The following is a 16896-nucleotide window of genomic DNA, read 5'->3' as shown; positions in this document are numbered from 1 at the left end:
CCATCGCACAGATTTTATTTTGGTAATTGATCTATTTGTGAATCTATCAAATATAATAAAGAAGCAATCGCCGCCACGCCAGATTGGAGTTCACGTCGGTCTACCGCTTCAAACACGTCTTTGGCCGTGTGGTGCAGATCAAAGTAACGATGCGGATCTGGGCGGAAATTGAACATCACCGTATTCGGAAACTGCTCCGCCCAAATACCAGAATCTACGCCCGGACTGCCTTCTAAGAAACGCGACACCCAATATTGCTGCTCAAATAAAGGTTTCCAAGTCGCCTGAATCCAATCTACCGATGCACGAGAAGCTTTAATATCAAATCCACGCGGGGCAAATCCACCGGCATCGCTCTCGATCGCCGCTATGATTTTCTCCTTGTTTTGAGCCGCTAATTCGCCATATCTTGTTGAGCCATGTACACCATTTTCCTCATTCATATAGAACACCAGTCGAATCGTATGCTTGGGTTTATAGCCCAATTTCATTAAGGTACGAATAGCATCTAATGTTCCCATCGTACCGGTACCATTATCGTGCGCGCCTTCACCAACGTCCCAAGAATCTATGTGCCCGCCGATGGTGATGATTTCATCTGGTTTTTCCGTACCACGCCATTCGGCGATCACGTTGTGTGTTTGAACCGGTCCTTTCCAACCAGAATGCTGCTCCAAATATACTTTTGCTTTCGGATTGTGTTGCAATGCGCTATGTAAACGTTCGGCACTTACCACGGAAATGGCCATGGCCGGAATGCTGTCAATCCCTTCTACATATCGTGTGCCACCGGTGTGCGGAAAATCATCTCGCGTGGAAGAAGACAGCGAACGAAATAAGTACGCTACACCACCAAATTTGGCGACTGCGGCTGGACCACGACTACGTTGTGCGGTATTTAATCCGTACGCCGTGCCAGTCTCGACGAGTGATTCATCCCATGGTTTATTGACAAATACGATTTTACCTTGTACATCTTCACCATGATTCTGCAATTCTGACAAGTACTCAATTTCGAGTACTTCAGCTTCTAATCCACCTTTGGGTGTACCGACAGAACCACCCAATGCTAATACTTGCAGCGTATCTTGGTTTTCTTTTATGATGGCTTTCTCCGGCGCGCCGCGATCCCAATAGGGCACGGTAACATCTTGCAGATACACACGATCAAATGGTAATGTCTTCATCAAAGACTCAGACCATTTTACGGCTTTTTCGGCGCGATCCGAACCTGCAATTCGGTGCCCTATCTCTTTTGTTAAATAACGAAGATCGTCATATGCTTCTCCTTTGGTGAGCGATTGGCGATAGATTTCGCGCATCATGGTCGTATCTGCTTGCGCAAAAGCGGCAGATGTAAGCCCAAACGTAGCTATAGCTACAAGTATTTTGTGCATTTTATAAGTTAGAAACTGTGGTAGATATTTGTGATATATGGGTATTAATAGCTGATATCAATCAGAGAGCGCATCGGAATTAAAACGCTTGCTTTCAACACAATGTATTTTTCCGTCAGAGACCACACAGTGGTTTCCACCCGTTTTGGACCATCTTCCGTCATAAAAGTCATGGCTGTTTTTGATTTAAATTCATTCCCTAAACGTAGTGCATCAGATAGCTTAGATGCAAATTCTTTGGTACGATCTACTTCAGCAGGAACAAACTTGTATTGTTCAATCTCTTCTTTCTCAATCAAAGTTGTTGTCATATCTTTCTCTCTTTAAAGTAATAAATCCTTTTACTGACTACTTGAAGACAATTTACGAAATCAGCACATTAAAATTTATTAAAAATCGTTAATTACGCATAATGTGTTGTAATTATTACAATAAGATATTCGTTACTAACGAAATAAGTTTTGATCTAATGCAATAGATAAGTTTTGAAGTTGAAATGACACAAATCAAACGGGATCGCATTGCTTTTTTTGTAAAAATTACGGTTATTTGTATAAACACTAATAAAGGCATACCATGGTGACTGTCACAGAGAAAGCGAAAGCGCGGATAGACGAGATTTTAAGAGATGAGCAGTACAATGACTCTTATTTTGTACGCGTTGCCGTAGAAAGCGGCGGCTGCTCAGGACTTTCGTACAAATTGAACTTCGATAACGAAGAGAAGAAAGGTGATCAGTTTTTTGAAGATAATGGTGTCAAAATCTGTTTAGACATCAAATCTTACTTGTACCTAGCTGGCACCGAGTTGGATTACACTGACGGATTAGGTGGTAAAGGTTTTGAATTTCACAATCCCAATGCTTCTCGCACCTGTGCTTGCGGAGAAAGTTTTTCTGTTTAATAAATCAATACAAGTGAAAGATTTGCAAACATCTAGTTTATAAGACTTTACACGTTTGTTTAAAATTCCTGTAAGGCATTTGTAAATCTTTCCAAATAAACACCGCTTCTAGGCGGTGTTTTTTTTGTTTATCTAATTTCTAAAAAATAATCTAAAAAATTTTAAATAATATTTGACATGTCAAGACATGTTTTATATATTTGCATCAGTACGTCACAATAAAAATGTTATGAGACTTGACTTCGACAAACTGGTTCTCAAAAAATTGTTGACGATTAAAATAGGCGATACGATCAGTATTGGGAAGTTAGCACCAAAGGATCCCGTTGGATTCTCGGATGGCGTGAAACGACTAATTAGATCAGGATGGTGTGAATATGAATTCTCAAATGATTATTCCGCTATTCGCCGATTAGACCTCCCCGATTTTGCGAGTGACCATTTCAAAAATTTAAGAAATGAACACAGCAAATTACACAAATCAAATCAAGCCGCTACTGGTAGAAGCTACTGGTAAAGCGGCGAACAATATCTTTCATCCTTACGCACTTTGCGAACTTGGATTTACTGACCGTGGTACAACATGGTCAAATACCAATGAGCAATATCACTCCGTAGAAACTCAACTCGGCACGCTATGCGTTGTTAGATTTTCCAAAGTCTTTTTGCTTCACGGCAATAAGGAAAATCACCTCGATCGGATTACCAGCGTGAGAATGCTAACCCTTTTCATCGAAATGCTATCATGAGAGATCAGGAAACTATAGCTGCGCTCGATCAGATCGAAGCGCCAGCTCTTCAAGTTGCGCCAAATGTTTACGATATCGCGCCAGAACGAGAGGAGGTTGAATCATGAGAGAAGCCTCACACATGCAAAAGGGTGAAGTAAAAGTAACCCAAGGATCAAAGGTCTACCCTACTCGCGTGCATGATCCTAAAAAGCAGAGAAAAGTGCACATACCGTTCATGAGTATGTGTGTATATGTCAAGATCAACGATCCACGTACAGACGATGAGATCAAACGCGCCTGGGCAGAGAGAAAAGCAAAAGAAGACAAATCATTCACATCACCTTATCTTGCTAAGCCGGTGAAGGGGAAAGGAGGAAGCGACAATGACTATTAAACCAATTCTTTTTAGCGCACCGATGGTACAGGCAATACTTGAGGGAACTAAAACGCAAACAAGGCGAATTATCAAAAGCAAGCACGAAAGCGGCCTGTTTCAAGTTGGTAAAACTCTCGATGGCGTTGTTACTGGCATAACTTCAATTGATTGGGACGAACGACCTAAAAACGACACTACCAACGATATCAAACCTATCGCAAATGTTGGTGATGTACTTTGGTGTCGGGAAACTTGGATTCAGATACATACAGATAGAGAATTTGAAGGCAGAACATCAGAATACGTTTATCGAGCTGACGAAAAACAGAACGAAGAAAAGTTTGGCGACATATGGAATGGTGTTGGCAAGAGGTTTATTGATTCTTGGAAGTGGAAGCCATCTATCTTCATGCCTAAAAGAGCATGTCGGCTATTCTTGAAGGTTACCGGTGTGCGCGCGGAACGTTTGCATGATATCACGGATGGTGATGCTATTGCAGAGGGAATAATCGGAGTAGATCGGGCAGGTGGTTACGGTTATGGACTAAAACAGGAATGGGATTATAATTTCCCTCTTCACGAGCCTACCGCAATATTGGCTTACAAAGAACTTTGGCAATCTATCAACGGAATGGATTCATGGGATGCAAACCCGTGGGTGTGGGTGTATGAATTTGAAAGAATCGAAAAACCCGATACATGGCCTTACTCTATTGACATCAATACTTTGAGAGGAGGATCAAATGGATAACTACAAAGCATTCCTAGAAAGCAAGATTGTAGTAGCTGAAAACTTCGGTACCAAGATCGATCCGGCCATCCTGTCACCAAAACTTCTATCACATCAAAAGGTGATTGTTCCTTGGTGTATAGAAGGTGGCCGTCGCGCGATCTTCGCCAGCTTTGGGTTAGGAAAATCCATGATGCAGTTGGAAATCGCAAAACAGGTAATTGCCATAACAGGTAAACCATTCTTGATATGCATGCCACTAGCTGTTGTTGGTGAGTTTCGGAGAGATAACGAATTCTTGGAAACAGGATATCCGGTACACTACATTACGGATACTGACGAAGCCAATGTAGCGGAGATGGCAGTCTATTTGACCAACTACGAACGCATCCGCAAAGGCGACATAGATCCTTCTGTATTCGGCGGCGTATCATTCGACGAGGCTTCGATACTTCGGAACTTGAAAACGGAAACGACAAATTATGTGCTGCATTATTTCAAACAGATCCCTTACCGATTTGTCGCTACGGCCACACCGACACCAAATGACTTCATCGAGATTTTGAACTATGCTGATTACTTAGGCGTGATCGATCGCGGCCATGCTCTCACTCGCTTCTTCCAACGCGACAGCACAAAAGCTGGCCATCTCACTTTATACGAAAACAAGAAAGAAGAGTTTTGGAAATGGGTTGCCACTTGGGCGGTCTTTATCAATAAGCCGTCCGATTTAGGGTTCGACGATCATGGATATGATTTGCCGAAGTTGAATCTTCACGAAAAAGAGGTTACCAACATAAACCTTGATGTGATCACCAACAAAAAAGGTGATATCGTAATGTTCAAGGATACCACAAAAAGCCTTATTGATGTTAGCAGAGAAAAGTCTGAATCAGTTGATTTACGTGTAGACACAGCTTTCGATATTGTCCAGGAGAATGGCAAGCATGACAACTGGATTCTATGGCATCATCTGGAGGCGGAGCGTGTTGAAATAGAAAAGAAATTCAAATCGTCGCCACATCACGATGATTTGCAATCGGTTTTCGGATCACAGACAAATGATGAAAAAGAACGTCTGTTGATCGATTTCAGCGAAGGCAAATACCAGATCCTTTCAACTAAACCTAAGATCGCAGGATCCGGATGCAACTTGCAGCATCATTGCCACAAAATGATCTTTGTGGGAATTGACTTCAAATTCAATGATTTCATACAGGCCATTCATCGCACATACAGATTTGGGCAAACTAATGAAGTGGATGTTTGGGTGATACACACCCAAAATGAACGAGAGGTACTAAAGACCTTGAAAGAGAAGTGGAGCAAACACATTGAGTTGCAAACCGAGATGATCAACCTAGTGCGCGAGTACGGATTGAACTCATCCAAAATTAAATCAGATATGAAACGTCAACTATTCAATAGCCGCAGATCTGCAACGGTCGCAGGTGCTACGGTATACAACGAGGACACCACAATCATACATCAGGAGATGCCCGACAATCATACGGATATGATCCTTACATCTATTCCATTCGGTGACCACTACGAATACAGTGATAATTACAACGACTTCGGACACAATTATGGCAATGAAGGATTCTTTAAGCAGATGGACTTCTTGGTACCTGAACTGCACCGTACATTGAAGCCCGGTCGTGTGGCTGCAATACACGTTAAAGACAGGATCCGTTATTCACATCAAAACGGAACTTGCTTTACAACAATTGACGATTTCAGCGGCGATACGGTGAGATGCTTCCGCAAACATGGTTTCTATCTTGTCGGCAAGATCACCATCACCACAGATGTAGTTCGTGAGAATAATCAAACCTATCGACTCACGTGGGGCGAGCAGCGCAAGGACGCAACAAAAATGGGTGTTGGACTTCCAGAGTATGTTTTGCTTTTCCGCAAAGCACCAACTGAAATGAATAATGCCTATGCTGATGATCCAGTAGTAAAGAAGATTGACGAATACCTGCTTTCGCTTTGGCAGCTTGACGCACATGCTTATTGGAAGTCTAGCGGTGATCGCTTTTTGTCCTTCGACGAGCTATCTAAGGCAGACATGAAGTATGTGTTCAATAAGTGGAAGTCTTTCGATGCATCGACCGTGTACAACTTTCAGGAGCATTTGCGCGTGTGCGATGATCTAGATAAAACAGGTAAGCTATCAAAGCTATTCATGACCATCCCCCCGACATCAAACAGCGACATGGTTTGGACAGACATCAATCGCATGAATACGCTAAACGCCAATCAGGCAAACCGGAAGCGCGAGAAACACATCTGCCCACTGCAGTTGGATATCATAGACCGATTGATTTACCGATTCACAAACGAAGGTGATTTGGTTGACGATCCTTTTGGCGGCCTATTTTCTACTGCCCACCAATCATTAAAGCTAAATAGAAAAGCAGTATCAGCAGAGCTTAATCCAAACTACTACGACGATGGATTATTCTATTTGAAGGCCTTGGAGTACAAGCTATCGGTACCCACGCTTTTCGATATGCTCAGCGCTTAGTCCATGACCAAAAAAGAAATAGCATCCGCACTCGAACTACTCCACGGCATGGGAATGTCCTACGTGGAGGTAGCAAGCTTGTGCGGATGTAACGTCAGGGATTTAGAGCAACTATCGGCAAAGGTGATGACTTTTCATAGTAGCCACTACAATGCGCATAATTTGGTGTTGACGCGCCAAAGCAAAATAAACTGGCCAAAGGAATTGGCCGATATCAGTAATATGAGTGATAACACGAAATATCAGTAAATACGATGAAGTACTACATCAAGAAACTTTGGGTAAGATTCCTAATGAAGCTACTAAAGAAAGGTGCTGTCACAAGTGAATTAGCAGCTAGAATACTGGTGCACTATACGCTTGTAAAGATGCAAGAAAAAGGACAAACCGAACTTGAAATTGAATACGAAGCTCCAGAAATAAGCAATGTTAAGTTGATAATGGTGGCTTACCTAACAGAGAAATAGTAATGATAAACGCATTTATACTTCAACATAAACCATTCAAACCACAACTCGTCACACGGCCAGAAGCCATCAGATACATAGTGATTGATCTATTCTGTGGCGCTGGCGGCACAACGACAGGATTTGCGCGCGCTAAAGATTCGCAAGGAAACCCGATTGCAATTGTCGCTGCTTGCGTAAACCACGATTACAAAGCTATCCGTAGCCATTGGGAGAATCACCCAGAGGTATATCACTTCGAAGAGGATATACGGATACTGGATCTCGTGCCATTAGTAGAAATCGTTGCCACATATCGCAAGCTTTACCCAAATGCTAAGGTTGTTCTTTGGGCATCCCTAGAGTGCACCAATTTTAGTAAAGCCAAGGGCGGCCAAGCACGTGACGCAGACAGCCGTACATTAGCCGATCATTTGGATCGATACGTTACCGCACTAGATCCTGATTACATCAAAATTGAAAACGTTGTGGAGTTCATGTCTTGGGGGCCATTAAATGAAAAGGGAAAGCCCGTAAGCATGAAGTCAGGCCGCGACTGGCTGAGATGGCGTGCTCATATCAATGATTTGGGGTATCGCGATGAATGGCGCGAAATGAACTCCGCTGATTTCGGTGCTTACACTTCGCGCAATAGGCTATTCGGATGTTTCGCTAAACCTAGTCTACCAATAATTTGGCCGAAGCCAACGCATTCTAAGACGGGAAATGGAAAGCAAGATCTTTTCGGCGGTGGCCTTTTGAAGTGGATGCCGGTACGCGACCTTCTTGATTTCGATGATGAGGGTGAAAGTATATTTGGACGTAAGAAACCTTTAGTAGAAAACAGTTTGAAACGGATCTATGCTGGCTTGATAAAAGAAGTAGCTGGAGGTAAAGCTAATTTCATCATGAAATACAACTCCATGAATCAGCAAGGTAAGATCCGCACACCATCAACCGACGAACCAATGCCGACCATCGCTTGTCAAAATCGATTGGGATTAGTGCAGACTTCCTTCATTGCGAAGTATTTCAGCGGTGATCCATTCGGGCAAGTAACATCAATAGATAATCCGCTATCGTCAATTACGACTATTGATCATAATTCATTCGTAAAGGTTCAGCCATTTGTACTGACAAGTAATTTTAGTGGGATCTCCCGTTCAGTAGAAGAACCTTGTCCAACAGTACTAGCGAGTCGCAAGCACCATTATGTAGTTAATCCTTCATTTTTAGCAAAGTATTATGGGAATGGTGATAATGTGCAATCGGTAAACGAACCTGCCGGCACGCTCACCACTAAAGATCGATTTACACTTATTCAAACAAATTGGTTGGATAAGTCCTATTCGGGAGAACACAATCATCAATCGGTCGACCGTCCAGCTGGAACACTTCTAACAAATGATAAGCACTCATTAATGACCGCTAAAGGATTTATATACAACCCATCACACGGTGGGCATACAATGCATATTGAGCAACCATGTGCAACAATTATTGCGAGGCAAGATAAAGCACCATTGTACTTCATCCAATATGATGTTGCTGTAGACGTGATAATCGAAGTGTACAAAGGTGATTCGGAAACCATGATAAAAATCAAAGAATTCATGGCCATGTATGGAATTTCCGATATCAAAATGCGTATGCTCAAAGTATCAGAGCTGAAGCTTATTCAAGGCTTCCCAGCTGACTATCGCTTGTATGGTAATCAATCAGATCAAAAGAAGTTCATCGGAAATAGTGTTGTGCCACATGTGGTCGAAGCATGGGCGGAGCAGGAAGGCGAAGTATTGCTTATAGCGGCGGCTTAAGAAAATAAAGTTAGCTAGCCGATCTGACCAGCTAACTTTAATAAATAATATAGTATCCTGTTTTTAATAAAAAATCGGACTCTACCTGGAAATAATTTAAATTCTTCATCAAAAATAATGAGACTTAATTCTCCAACTGACATCAAATAGAATGTAAACTCTAATTCTTTGATGTTAGCGATGTTGTTTTCAAAGCGAAGCATAGCTTCAGTAAAAACAACATCACATATGAAATCATATTCAACAGGTTTCATATTACAAATATAGAGTTCGGCAGAATATCATTTTTGACACACGTCATATTGATCTGAAATAATTTCTTAAGTAGTATTATCTTTACCTTCACACCATGCCCACACTAACTAAATTCGAAAAACTACTGATCAAGAAATTGAGTGAAGGAAAATCACAAAGAGAGGTTTCCGAGGAACTCTACAAGGAAGGTATCAAGCCGAATAGTCTAAGCTCCATTGAAAAGTATATTTCCGATCTACGCGCGAAGTTTGGAGCAAAGAATATGTTTCATTTGGGGGTGATGATTGGGAAGTTGAAGGTGTAGTATATGTAATTGGTGTCATGTAGCCTTAATTAGTTAATGCTAGTTGACACCATTATCATAAAATTAAATATTAGGATCATAAACTAAATATCTATTGTATCAGCGATCCAATAGTAACACAACCAAAATAATAAGCCTTCCGAGAATATAAATCCCTATTGGCGCAAGAAAAAACCATTTAAAGGCTGAGTATTGCCGCTTACTCCATGATTTGAATATTTTAGGTCTCTTCATAGTAATATAGCTGGCTAACTCTATGCCAGTATTCCAAACTTTATCGTATATTGAAATCGTAAATTATGAACTAAAATGACACGTAGAAGGGTTTTTCGAATCAGTTCAAATGATTTTAAAATCAAGATGATGTTTGGTGCAGCGCTTGGTATTTTTGTTGTTAGCCCTTTTATATATGGCAATACTCCACACAATGATGAATGGGGATTTTTTTGGTTCATAAAGCCATTAGTACTGATTCCATTATCGGGAGCTGTTGGTGGAGCGTTGTACTATCTATCAACCAGATACCTTCAGCACATTCTTCCAAAGTGGCTACTTATGGGTATGGGGACGCTATTATTAGCTGTATCTATTTGGATTGGGGCTATTTTAGGGTTGAACGGAACTTACTGGAATTAACTACATCCACAAATTTACATTCAATGATTTGATGAGATCAACTTAGATCCAAACCTCACCAATCAAATCTTCTTCATTGATATTATCGAGAGCATCTTGAATAACCAATAGGTGTTTTTCTTCAAAAGGAATATTCAGAAGTCGAAACTCGTTATTCTCCCAATGCATGAAATCATCCAAGCCTACTGTGTCTGGATACCAAGATGGATTCTCGCTACTTAGTGGCGAGGTCGATCGTAAAATATTAAATCCTTGATCGCGCAAACCACGCAGAACTTTATGTGTTAGTGTAACGTATTTCATCTCAATTAATATTGGGTATGACTTTTGTTTACGTAAATTTAACATGAAAACCTACCTATTTATAACCTTGGGCATATCCCTTATGGGAATAGCCCTATATACCTACAGTATTCATACTACTATTTTAGAAACTCTACTTGAAGTGCCACTATTCATATTAGGATTTGTATCTTTCTCATATGGTTTTGTTTGTAACATCGATCCACATGAACCACCTCTAAATTACTAATTATGTGCTATCATACAGCTACTCCAGGAAAAAAGGAATTACAGAAAGCAATATTGGGCAAAGATGTCCTTTACGATCAACCAGAAATATTTCACGTCAGCGGCTTCGCGCGGCCATACCTTCCAGTAACGTTAAATAGCAACGTAGATGAGATTATTCCGGCAAGATGGAAGCTTATACCTTATTGGGTAAAAAGTGAAGCAGATGCGAACAAATCAGCCAATACTCTTAATGCAAAAGGCGAAGAGATTTTTGATAAAGCATCGTACAAAAATGTGATTGGCAAGTACCGCGGTTTGTTGTATGTCAATGGATTTTTTGAGCCACATGCAACCAATGGTAAAACCAATGATCAGAACTTCTTCGTATACATGCCCGATCGCGAGATATTCACGCTAGGCATCACCTACAGCATATGGAGAAACGAAGAAGGAAAAGAATACCCGACATTCTCCATTCTAACAACAGAAGCCAACGATCAGATGGCCGATATCCACAACGTAGGTAAACGCATGCCACTGATTGTTCCCGAGGAAAACCGCGATGCTTGGTTGTTTGCTGATGGCCGCCAAGAAATCGAGCAATTGATAATTCCATTCAAAGGAGAGTTGGCTAGCCACCGCACTACAGAGGTAACCAAAATCCGAGGCACTGATACGAATGTGGCGAATATTCAGGATGCGATACAATAAAGCCCCTCTAGGGTGTCAACCTTTGATGAGGGGCTAAGAGCTGCTAAGATTTACATGAACACATGAAAATCTACTACAAATATAGTTTGCACGTTTTCTAATAAAGCAGAATAATGTTTTTTACGCAATCGATTGCGTTGCATAAAATCATTGTAAGTCCAACTTCCGATGAAATAATAGTCCAAATTTCTTATACCTTTGAATCACCCTACTTCAACATATGAGAAACGATTTGTCAATAAGCGCTCTTATAATACTGGAAGAACTTCTAACAGATATGACCTCAACCGTTAGCTTTTATGAAATTTCTATTATTGTGAACGAGCGCTTATACAAATTTTCAGCACGATGTTCAGGCGATTTCAGCAGAAATACAAAAGACTGGGTTATTATACCAGTGTACTAGTAACGATCACTTTTTTTTGCTCTCAAAAGAATTGGTGCACCGCACATATTTTAAGAACAACTTAAAAGCATTTTTTTATTTTCAACAGCAAGGGAATATAATAGTAATATCTTATATTTGGGTTACACCAAATTATGTATTATGAAATTAAAACTAAGTCAAATTAGTGTGGCAGCATTGTGCTGTTTATTTTTATCATGTTCAGAACATGTTATCGATCTTCCGCCAGAAAAAACAGATGAATCTTCTGGAAATAGAGAATTAGGAGAGGGTTCAAAAGCTACTTTGCATGACTTTAAGCCAATGGACCCAGGAGAAATACCAGATAGCGATTGGCAAGATGGCCCACAACCACATGATGGGCTTCCATCGGCTCCAAATGAAGCCTCATATATTGTAGGTAATCTTCAATCTGGAAATGCTTATGGAACAGTTAGCAATGGTGTTGTAGGTGTTTCTTTCAGTTTATCCTACACTAGAAAGGCAAATGGAACTTATGATGAACCAGTAGTAACGGCAAATGGTCCAGAGGGAACTACTTTTACAACCAAGCGTGCCATAATTAGTAATGGTGTTTTAATAGTCAGCTTCATGGGTTCAGTCAAGATAACAACAAGAAATTATAATGCTCCACCCCCAGCTGTTGCTCCTCCAGTAATTAGATATGAGTATTTCAGTATAGTACGCGAGTATCCATTACCTCACTAACATAAATTAAATTAAGTAAGTCTAACCCATTGAAATGTGGGTTTGACTTACTCTTTCTTCCTCTCAAACGAAACATTATACTTTTCGAGCTTCTCAAGTACAGCCTGTAATTCTTCGCTAGCTTTTCTAACCCATTCAGCACGTTGCTTGATTGCAGCCATCGGACTCATTACCTTAAATTCAAGATTTGGCCTAATTTCCCCTGGCTCTCTATAAACGCTCTCCCACTTTTCGGCAAACTCTTCAGGGGTATAGAACTTCTTTTTTATGAGATCATATATCCAGCAGTCGTTGACTTTTGCACTTTTATAAAGAGCTGCTGCCTTTGATGGCATCTCTTTTTTCTCTGGCTCTCTTCGATGCCAAAGTGGTATGAACGGTTCTTTGCTTGACATATAATTACTAATATTATTAGCAAATATAATCGAATTGATATCGCATAATCAATACCGATCATGATTTATCGTATTAATACTCTGTCGCGACCGTAGCACTATTTTGCTATCTTAGTCGTAACCTACAATTGAAAGATTTTGAAAGTACTATTTGCCGATGAAGTAAGCCTATATAGGTATAGCACTATATTGGTTGCCAGAGAGTGTAGAAACGATATTGAGCCATTTGAAGCGGACAATATTTTAGATGTGCTGGATACACTTCGCTACGAGAACATATCCATTTTAATGATCAATGTGAACTTGCTTGGAGATGTTGATGTGGATCTACTTAGATCCATACCGGACGTGCGCACTGTGCTAGTGATCGATAGTCACTCCAGACGAATGGAATACGATCGGCTATTGCCCTATGTTTACGGAGTGTTCGATCTTGACAGTGACTTGGAGGCTAGCAAGAAGTATTTGAGGGAGGTGTTGGGGTAGGAAATATAGCTGTAAATCTACATAATTTTCATAAAATTATTCATGCAAGGAATAAGTCTGATAATTTGCTTAGTTTCGCCTCTGAAGTAACCTGACTGACGCATTAAATGATAGCTAGTAATAATTTCCGATATGATATTTCATTTCTACGGTGCATAGCGGTTTTAGCTGTAGTTTTATATCATTTTAAATTTCCATACACTCATGGAGGCTTTATAGGAGTTGATATTTTCTTTGTTATTTCTGGTTATTTAATGACTAAAATTGTATTAACTGGCATTGAATCTACTTCATTCGATCTTTTAAGTTTTTACTTGCGCAGAGTTGTTAGAATATTTCCTGCACTGATGTTCTTGCTGGTGGCCGTATTTTTTTTGACACAATTATTTCTTGGCCTGAAGATTCCTGGATATATAGATAGTGCAATATGGTCGTCTGTTTTCTTATCGAATATTAAGTATTATCTGACATCAGGATATTTTGACGGCGCATCAAAAACTAACCTACTTCTTCATACTTGGTCTTTATCCGTGGAATGGCAGTTCTACATGATATATCCTATTTTTCTGCTTTTCATAAATAAAATATTTAAAAGTAGAATAGCTATGATAGTAGGAATATCTACTCTGACTTTAATATCGTTTATTCTCTGCGCAATCTATTCTATCAAGGATCAATCACTAGCCTTCTATATGGTGCACACGCGTGCTTGGGAAATGCTCTTGGGAGGAATTGCGTTCGTCGGTAGCCAATGGGCAGAAAGGATCATGTCTTTACAGGTTCGGTCAGCTATTACCATGTGCAGTTTATTAACTTTAGCACTCTGTATAACTAACGTTATTCCTGTTGCTCACTATGGATGGCCATCCGCGCTGACTTTGATACCAGCTATTGTTACCTTCTTAGTAATATTAAGTAATTCAAATGTTTCAATCTTTACTTGGAGATTGCCAAACTTTATTTCAGATGTTTCCTATTCATGGTATTTATGGCACTGGCCAATTGCTGTATTTGCATTATACTTTACAGTACACGAAGGTGTGAATAATAAGATTCTGCTGATAATGTTATCATTTGTAGCCGCTATATGTTCTTACTTTTTTGTAGAGAAAAAAATGTATCACTGGAAACCTTCATACCTATTGTATTTAGCAGGTTCAATTTTTACTCTATTTCTACTAATTTCTAATTTGGACTATTCAAGATTAGTGATTTATGATAGTGAGAAAAAGATAATAAATGATTTTTATACCTATAAAGACTCTATAGCTCCAAGACAATATGATTTTGGCCGAGGGCATATACTTTCAACATCAAACTTTCAAGATTGGGATCAAAGTCACCTAGACAAAATTAGACCTGATGTTGATAATTATCTATTGATTGGAGATAGTCACGCAGGAATGTTCGGCAACTTGATGCCAGATATAGCTTTGACAAAAAACGTAAACATACTTCAAGCATCCGGCGATGCAACTTTCCCATCTCCAGCATCACATACTGATTTCGAAGCCCCAAAAGATCTATTCAAATACATATTTGATTCATATATTCCAGAAAATCATCAACATTTTAAAGGTGTAGTAATTTCAGCAAATTATGCTTCATACGATGATGAGACACTTTTAAATTATATAGATAGTACGGAAAAGTATTTTGCGCAATTCGATATCCCAGTAATATATATCGGGCAAACGGAGTCCTATATAATAGATTATCCTATTGCAAATCTATTAAGTAGTCGATATGGGGTCAGTTTAAATAGATATATTGATCATCGCACTTCTGAAGCTAATAATTTTTTAAAAAATTCACACATAGCATCACGGTATGTTGATATATATGATGTAAAGTCCAATACCAGTAATGAGGATGAGACTGATTACATTTATGACGCAGGACACCTTTCCGTTTCTGGATTAAAAATGTATAAAGATATTTTAGAACGTGAAGTATTCGAAAAATTCATCTCAAACTAATTTTTGGTAGACGGCATTATTTATTTCGTTTAATCCCAAACCTCCACATCAAAAATCCAGTCACAATAACCACCGCACATCCAATCCCTATCCACATTCCCCAGATAGCCCAAAAGCTCGGCTTACTCTCACTAGCCTTCTCTTCCTTCCGCTGTTCTTGCTTTTTTCCTTCTTGCTCGACACTATCTTTCTTCTCATCTAAACTTCGCGCAACTTCACCCACCATATTACGAGCTGCATCCGTTTGCTGTTTAGTGTTCTGTACTATGCTGTCCGCTTCGGTTGTAATAGTTCCATCTGGAGCAATAGTGGTCTGCGCACCGGACTTAGGGTAAACGGTTGTTTTTCCATCGCTTGAGCTAACCACGCGCGTATTTTCTTCAACACGGCCAGTCTCTTTGACGGTCAGCTCTGTATTTACTTTGACATCCTTTGAAGACTCCACCTTATCTAGCGACTTCTCTGATCGCTTAGACTTACGGAAGATTCCGCAACTGGTGAACACTAGGCACACCAGAACTATCATTAACCCTCGCATCATAGCTTCTCAATTTTAATAGTCATACCTTCCAATTTACATGACAGCGAATCCAGCAGCGGCACAAGCTCATCCAAAGGCTGGGCAATACGTTGCACCGGTACCGGATGGCTCTGCGGCTCATCACCTACTGTGACGATGAGCACAAATAGAATTATCCATTTCATTTGCGTTTCCCTTTCTGTTGTTGAGCAACGCTATCCACTTTCACTGCTGCGCTATCTACTTTGATAGCTGCTTCGGTGACTTTGTTTACCGCCGGCCGAATCTCCTCGATCATCTGCTGATATAATCCACCCTGCATTTCTAGCATCTTCTCATTCAGCTTTCGTTCCGCCTCGCGCGAATCCTTATTCAAATCAACGATGTAGTAAAATACTAGATTGAATACGGTGACAATAACGATCATTGCGTAAGTCACCGGATGATTTACAATCTGCATGAACGATGGCTTCTGCTTCCCCTGATCCTGCTGTTTGCAGCCTTGCTCTTCTGTTTTCATTTATTAATACGTTTTCCGGTGCTTCATTCGCTCCAATGCCTTATTGCCGGCAATCCACCCATACTCTTCCATTGCGTTGAATGTCGGACATACTTTGATCCACTCACGCTGCTCGATAATTCCGTTGCCATTAAGATCTGGTGAAAGATCGCGATGTCCAACTATGGATATATGGCCTATCTCCTGATACTTCCCGATTTCTTTGAAGAAGTATTCGATTGCCGACCAGAAACCATCCTTTTGTTCAGGCGTTCGCGTATCGCCGTAGATGTGCTTTCCGTTCTTGATCTCAACTAGACCACCAATATAGGATGCATGCACGCTATCGGAATTGTAGCCAGCCACACCATTTGTGATCTTGCTGATATCTGCCAAGTGAACTAAAGATCCATCTGTAGGAATGAGAATGTGATACCCTGGATTTTTCCATCCGAGATTCACACGCCACATCCGCTGGATAGATTCTGGCGTTTCGTGCGCCCAACCTGCAGTAGTATGCAGTACTATTCTATTTATCTTTCTCATTGTTA

Annotated in this window: 23 protein-coding genes; 14 read left to right on the top strand and 9 right to left on the bottom strand. The window is 40.3% G+C overall.

Translation table 11 applies throughout. The features are described from left to right. Nucleotides 1–14: 14 nt before the first annotated feature. Both DC487_RS05425 and DC487_RS05420 read right to left on the bottom strand, forming a co-directional pair. Complete coding sequence (locus DC487_RS05425; RefSeq protein ID WP_116774891.1) at nt 15–1397, bottom strand: M20/M25/M40 family metallo-hydrolase; 1383 nt, start codon at nt 1395–1397, stop codon at nt 15–17. A gap of 44 nt (nt 1398–1441) precedes the next feature. Further along, nucleotides 1442–1708 (bottom strand): hypothetical protein, encoded by a 267-nt coding sequence (locus DC487_RS05420; RefSeq protein WP_116774890.1) that lies wholly within the window; start codon nt 1706–1708, stop codon nt 1442–1444. A 265-nt stretch (nt 1709–1973) separates the two neighbouring features. Here DC487_RS05420 and DC487_RS05415 point away from each other — a divergent pair, with 265 nt between their 5' ends. From DC487_RS05415 to DC487_RS05385, 8 genes are all read left to right on the top strand, one after another. Continuing rightward, on the top strand, nt 1974–2300 hold the full coding sequence (locus DC487_RS05415) for a HesB/IscA family protein (protein ID WP_116774889.1): 327 nt from the start codon (nt 1974–1976) through the stop codon (nt 2298–2300). 458 nt (nt 2301–2758) lie between these two features. Next, complete coding sequence (locus tag DC487_RS05410) at nt 2759–3049, top strand: hypothetical protein (RefSeq protein ID WP_116774888.1); 291 nt, start codon at nt 2759–2761, stop codon at nt 3047–3049. Nucleotides 3050–3152: 103 nt separating this feature from the next. Next, nucleotides 3153–3425, top strand: a complete 273-nt coding sequence (locus tag DC487_RS05405; protein WP_116774887.1) for a hypothetical protein — start codon at nt 3153–3155, stop codon at nt 3423–3425. Then, nucleotides 3415–4158, top strand: a complete 744-nt coding sequence (locus DC487_RS05400) for a hypothetical protein (RefSeq protein ID WP_116774886.1) — start codon at nt 3415–3417, stop codon at nt 4156–4158. The genes DC487_RS05405 and DC487_RS05400 overlap by 11 nt, the downstream gene beginning before the upstream one ends. After that, nucleotides 4151–6670, top strand: a complete 2520-nt coding sequence (locus DC487_RS05395; RefSeq protein ID WP_116774885.1) for a DNA methyltransferase — start codon at nt 4151–4153, stop codon at nt 6668–6670. The genes DC487_RS05400 and DC487_RS05395 overlap by 8 nt, the downstream gene beginning before the upstream one ends. Nucleotides 6671–6673: 3 nt before the next feature. Further along, entirely contained in the window at nt 6674–6919 is a 246-nt protein-coding gene (locus DC487_RS05390) for a hypothetical protein (RefSeq protein WP_116774884.1), read from the top strand. Between the two features lie 5 nt (nt 6920–6924). Then, on the top strand, nt 6925–7137 hold the full coding sequence (locus DC487_RS17160; protein ID WP_133228397.1) for a hypothetical protein: 213 nt from the start codon (nt 6925–6927) through the stop codon (nt 7135–7137). 2 nt (nt 7138–7139) lie between these two features. Further along, the gene (locus DC487_RS05385; protein WP_116774883.1) at nt 7140–8933 is read left to right on the top strand and encodes a DNA cytosine methyltransferase; all 1794 of its coding nucleotides are present in this window, start codon (nt 7140–7142) and stop codon (nt 8931–8933) included. A 14-nt stretch (nt 8934–8947) separates the two neighbouring features. Here DC487_RS05385 and DC487_RS17210 read toward each other — a convergent pair whose 3' ends face one another. After that, nucleotides 8948–9187, bottom strand: coding sequence for a hypothetical protein (locus tag DC487_RS17210; protein ID WP_116774882.1), 240 nt, complete (start codon nt 9185–9187; stop codon nt 8948–8950). 95 nt (nt 9188–9282) lie between these two features. On the opposite strand from DC487_RS17210, the gene DC487_RS05375 reads away from it, so the two are divergent. Beyond that, nucleotides 9283–9492: a helix-turn-helix transcriptional regulator gene (locus DC487_RS05375; RefSeq protein ID WP_116774881.1), complete on the top strand. Its 210-nt coding sequence runs from the start codon at nt 9283–9285 to the stop codon at nt 9490–9492. Between the two features lie 309 nt (nt 9493–9801). Next, complete coding sequence (locus tag DC487_RS05370; protein WP_133228394.1) at nt 9802–10128, top strand: hypothetical protein; 327 nt, start codon at nt 9802–9804, stop codon at nt 10126–10128. Between the two features lie 42 nt (nt 10129–10170). Here the strand turns inward: DC487_RS05370 and DC487_RS05365 are convergent, their stop codons facing one another. Beyond that, nucleotides 10171–10431 carry a hypothetical protein gene (locus tag DC487_RS05365; RefSeq protein WP_116774879.1) on the bottom strand — a complete coding sequence of 87 codons (261 nt, stop codon included), beginning with the start codon at nt 10429–10431 and terminating at the stop codon, nt 10171–10173. A gap of 231 nt (nt 10432–10662) precedes the next feature. On the opposite strand from DC487_RS05365, the gene DC487_RS05360 reads away from it, so the two are divergent. Together DC487_RS05360 and DC487_RS05355 are read left to right on the top strand one after the other, a co-directional pair. After that, nucleotides 10663–11352, top strand: a complete 690-nt coding sequence (locus DC487_RS05360; protein WP_116774878.1) for an SOS response-associated peptidase — start codon at nt 10663–10665, stop codon at nt 11350–11352. 547 nt (nt 11353–11899) lie between these two features. After that, entirely contained in the window at nt 11900–12466 is a 567-nt protein-coding gene (locus DC487_RS05355; protein WP_116774877.1) for a hypothetical protein, read from the top strand. 47 nt (nt 12467–12513) lie between these two features. On the opposite strand, the gene DC487_RS05350 is transcribed toward DC487_RS05355, so the two are convergent. Further along, a complete protein-coding gene (locus DC487_RS05350) occupies nt 12514–12861 on the bottom strand; it encodes a hypothetical protein (protein WP_116774876.1) in 348 nt (115 codons plus the stop codon). Nucleotides 12862–12999: 138 nt separating this feature from the next. Here DC487_RS05350 and DC487_RS05345 point away from each other — a divergent pair, with 138 nt between their 5' ends. Further along, nucleotides 13000–13347, top strand: a complete 348-nt coding sequence (locus tag DC487_RS05345; protein WP_116774875.1) for a hypothetical protein — start codon at nt 13000–13002, stop codon at nt 13345–13347. Between the two features lie 107 nt (nt 13348–13454). Further along, nucleotides 13455–15326, top strand: coding sequence for an acyltransferase family protein (locus DC487_RS05340; protein WP_116774874.1), 1872 nt, complete (start codon nt 13455–13457; stop codon nt 15324–15326). A gap of 16 nt (nt 15327–15342) precedes the next feature. Here the strand turns inward: DC487_RS05340 and DC487_RS05335 are convergent, their stop codons facing one another. From DC487_RS05335 to DC487_RS05325, 4 genes are read right to left on the bottom strand one after another with little or no spacing between them, the layout of a single operon-like run. Then, nucleotides 15343–15840: a hypothetical protein gene (locus tag DC487_RS05335; RefSeq protein WP_133228391.1), complete on the bottom strand. Its 498-nt coding sequence runs from the start codon at nt 15838–15840 to the stop codon at nt 15343–15345. A gap of 23 nt (nt 15841–15863) precedes the next feature. After that, entirely contained in the window at nt 15864–16031 is a 168-nt protein-coding gene (locus DC487_RS17205; RefSeq protein WP_165799020.1) for a hypothetical protein, read from the bottom strand. Beyond that, on the bottom strand, nt 16028–16366 hold the full coding sequence (locus DC487_RS05330) for a hypothetical protein (protein WP_116774872.1): 339 nt from the start codon (nt 16364–16366) through the stop codon (nt 16028–16030). Before DC487_RS05330 ends, DC487_RS17205 begins: the two co-directional genes overlap by 4 nt. A gap of 3 nt (nt 16367–16369) precedes the next feature. Further along, nucleotides 16370–16891: an N-acetylmuramoyl-L-alanine amidase gene (locus tag DC487_RS05325; RefSeq protein ID WP_116774871.1), complete on the bottom strand. Its 522-nt coding sequence runs from the start codon at nt 16889–16891 to the stop codon at nt 16370–16372. Nucleotides 16892–16896 lie beyond the last annotated feature (5 nt).

Origin of the sequence: Sphingobacterium corticibacter, from assembly GCF_003076635.1 — a bacterium.
Lineage (GTDB): Bacteria > Bacteroidota > Bacteroidia > Sphingobacteriales > Sphingobacteriaceae > Sphingobacterium > Sphingobacterium corticibacter.
Note: the sequence above shows the minus strand (reverse complement) of the source record. Positions and strands in the feature narration are given on the sequence as shown.

What these genes read in the sequence shown, in the direction of transcription:
- DC487_RS05360 (WP_116774878.1), top strand. Translation starts at nt 10,663, where the DNA reads ATGTGCTATCATACAGCTACTCCAGGAAAAAAGGAATTACAGAAAGCA.
- DC487_RS05415 (WP_116774889.1), top strand. Translation starts at nt 1,974, where the DNA reads ATGGTGACTGTCACAGAGAAAGCGAAAGCGCGGATAGACGAGATTTTA.
- DC487_RS17160 (WP_133228397.1), top strand. Translation starts at nt 6,925, where the DNA reads ATGAAGTACTACATCAAGAAACTTTGGGTAAGATTCCTAATGAAGCTA.
- DC487_RS05420 (WP_116774890.1), bottom strand. Translation starts at nt 1,708, where the DNA reads ATGACAACAACTTTGATTGAGAAAGAAGAGATTGAACAATACAAGTTT.
- DC487_RS05330 (WP_116774872.1), bottom strand. Translation starts at nt 16,366, where the DNA reads ATGAAAACAGAAGAGCAAGGCTGCAAACAGCAGGATCAGGGGAAGCAG.
- DC487_RS05365 (WP_116774879.1), bottom strand. Translation starts at nt 10,431, where the DNA reads ATGAAATACGTTACACTAACACATAAAGTTCTGCGTGGTTTGCGCGAT.
- DC487_RS17210 (WP_116774882.1), bottom strand. Translation starts at nt 9,187, where the DNA reads ATGAAACCTGTTGAATATGATTTCATATGTGATGTTGTTTTTACTGAA.
- DC487_RS05350 (WP_116774876.1), bottom strand. Translation starts at nt 12,861, where the DNA reads ATGTCAAGCAAAGAACCGTTCATACCACTTTGGCATCGAAGAGAGCCA.
- DC487_RS05325 (WP_116774871.1), bottom strand. Translation starts at nt 16,891, where the DNA reads ATGAGAAAGATAAATAGAATAGTACTGCATACTACTGCAGGTTGGGCG.
- DC487_RS05395 (WP_116774885.1), top strand. Translation starts at nt 4,151, where the DNA reads ATGGATAACTACAAAGCATTCCTAGAAAGCAAGATTGTAGTAGCTGAA.
- DC487_RS05385 (WP_116774883.1), top strand. Translation starts at nt 7,140, where the DNA reads ATGATAAACGCATTTATACTTCAACATAAACCATTCAAACCACAACTC.
- DC487_RS05375 (WP_116774881.1), top strand. Translation starts at nt 9,283, where the DNA reads ATGCCCACACTAACTAAATTCGAAAAACTACTGATCAAGAAATTGAGT.
- DC487_RS05425 (WP_116774891.1), bottom strand. Translation starts at nt 1,397, where the DNA reads ATGCACAAAATACTTGTAGCTATAGCTACGTTTGGGCTTACATCTGCC.
- DC487_RS05405 (WP_116774887.1), top strand. Translation starts at nt 3,153, where the DNA reads ATGAGAGAAGCCTCACACATGCAAAAGGGTGAAGTAAAAGTAACCCAA.
- DC487_RS05390 (WP_116774884.1), top strand. Translation starts at nt 6,674, where the DNA reads ATGACCAAAAAAGAAATAGCATCCGCACTCGAACTACTCCACGGCATG.
- DC487_RS05340 (WP_116774874.1), top strand. Translation starts at nt 13,455, where the DNA reads ATGATAGCTAGTAATAATTTCCGATATGATATTTCATTTCTACGGTGC.
- DC487_RS05400 (WP_116774886.1), top strand. Translation starts at nt 3,415, where the DNA reads ATGACTATTAAACCAATTCTTTTTAGCGCACCGATGGTACAGGCAATA.
- DC487_RS05410 (WP_116774888.1), top strand. Translation starts at nt 2,759, where the DNA reads ATGAACACAGCAAATTACACAAATCAAATCAAGCCGCTACTGGTAGAA.
- DC487_RS05355 (WP_116774877.1), top strand. Translation starts at nt 11,900, where the DNA reads ATGAAATTAAAACTAAGTCAAATTAGTGTGGCAGCATTGTGCTGTTTA.
- DC487_RS05370 (WP_133228394.1), top strand. Translation starts at nt 9,802, where the DNA reads ATGACACGTAGAAGGGTTTTTCGAATCAGTTCAAATGATTTTAAAATC.
- DC487_RS17205 (WP_165799020.1), bottom strand. Translation starts at nt 16,031, where the DNA reads ATGAAATGGATAATTCTATTTGTGCTCATCGTCACAGTAGGTGATGAG.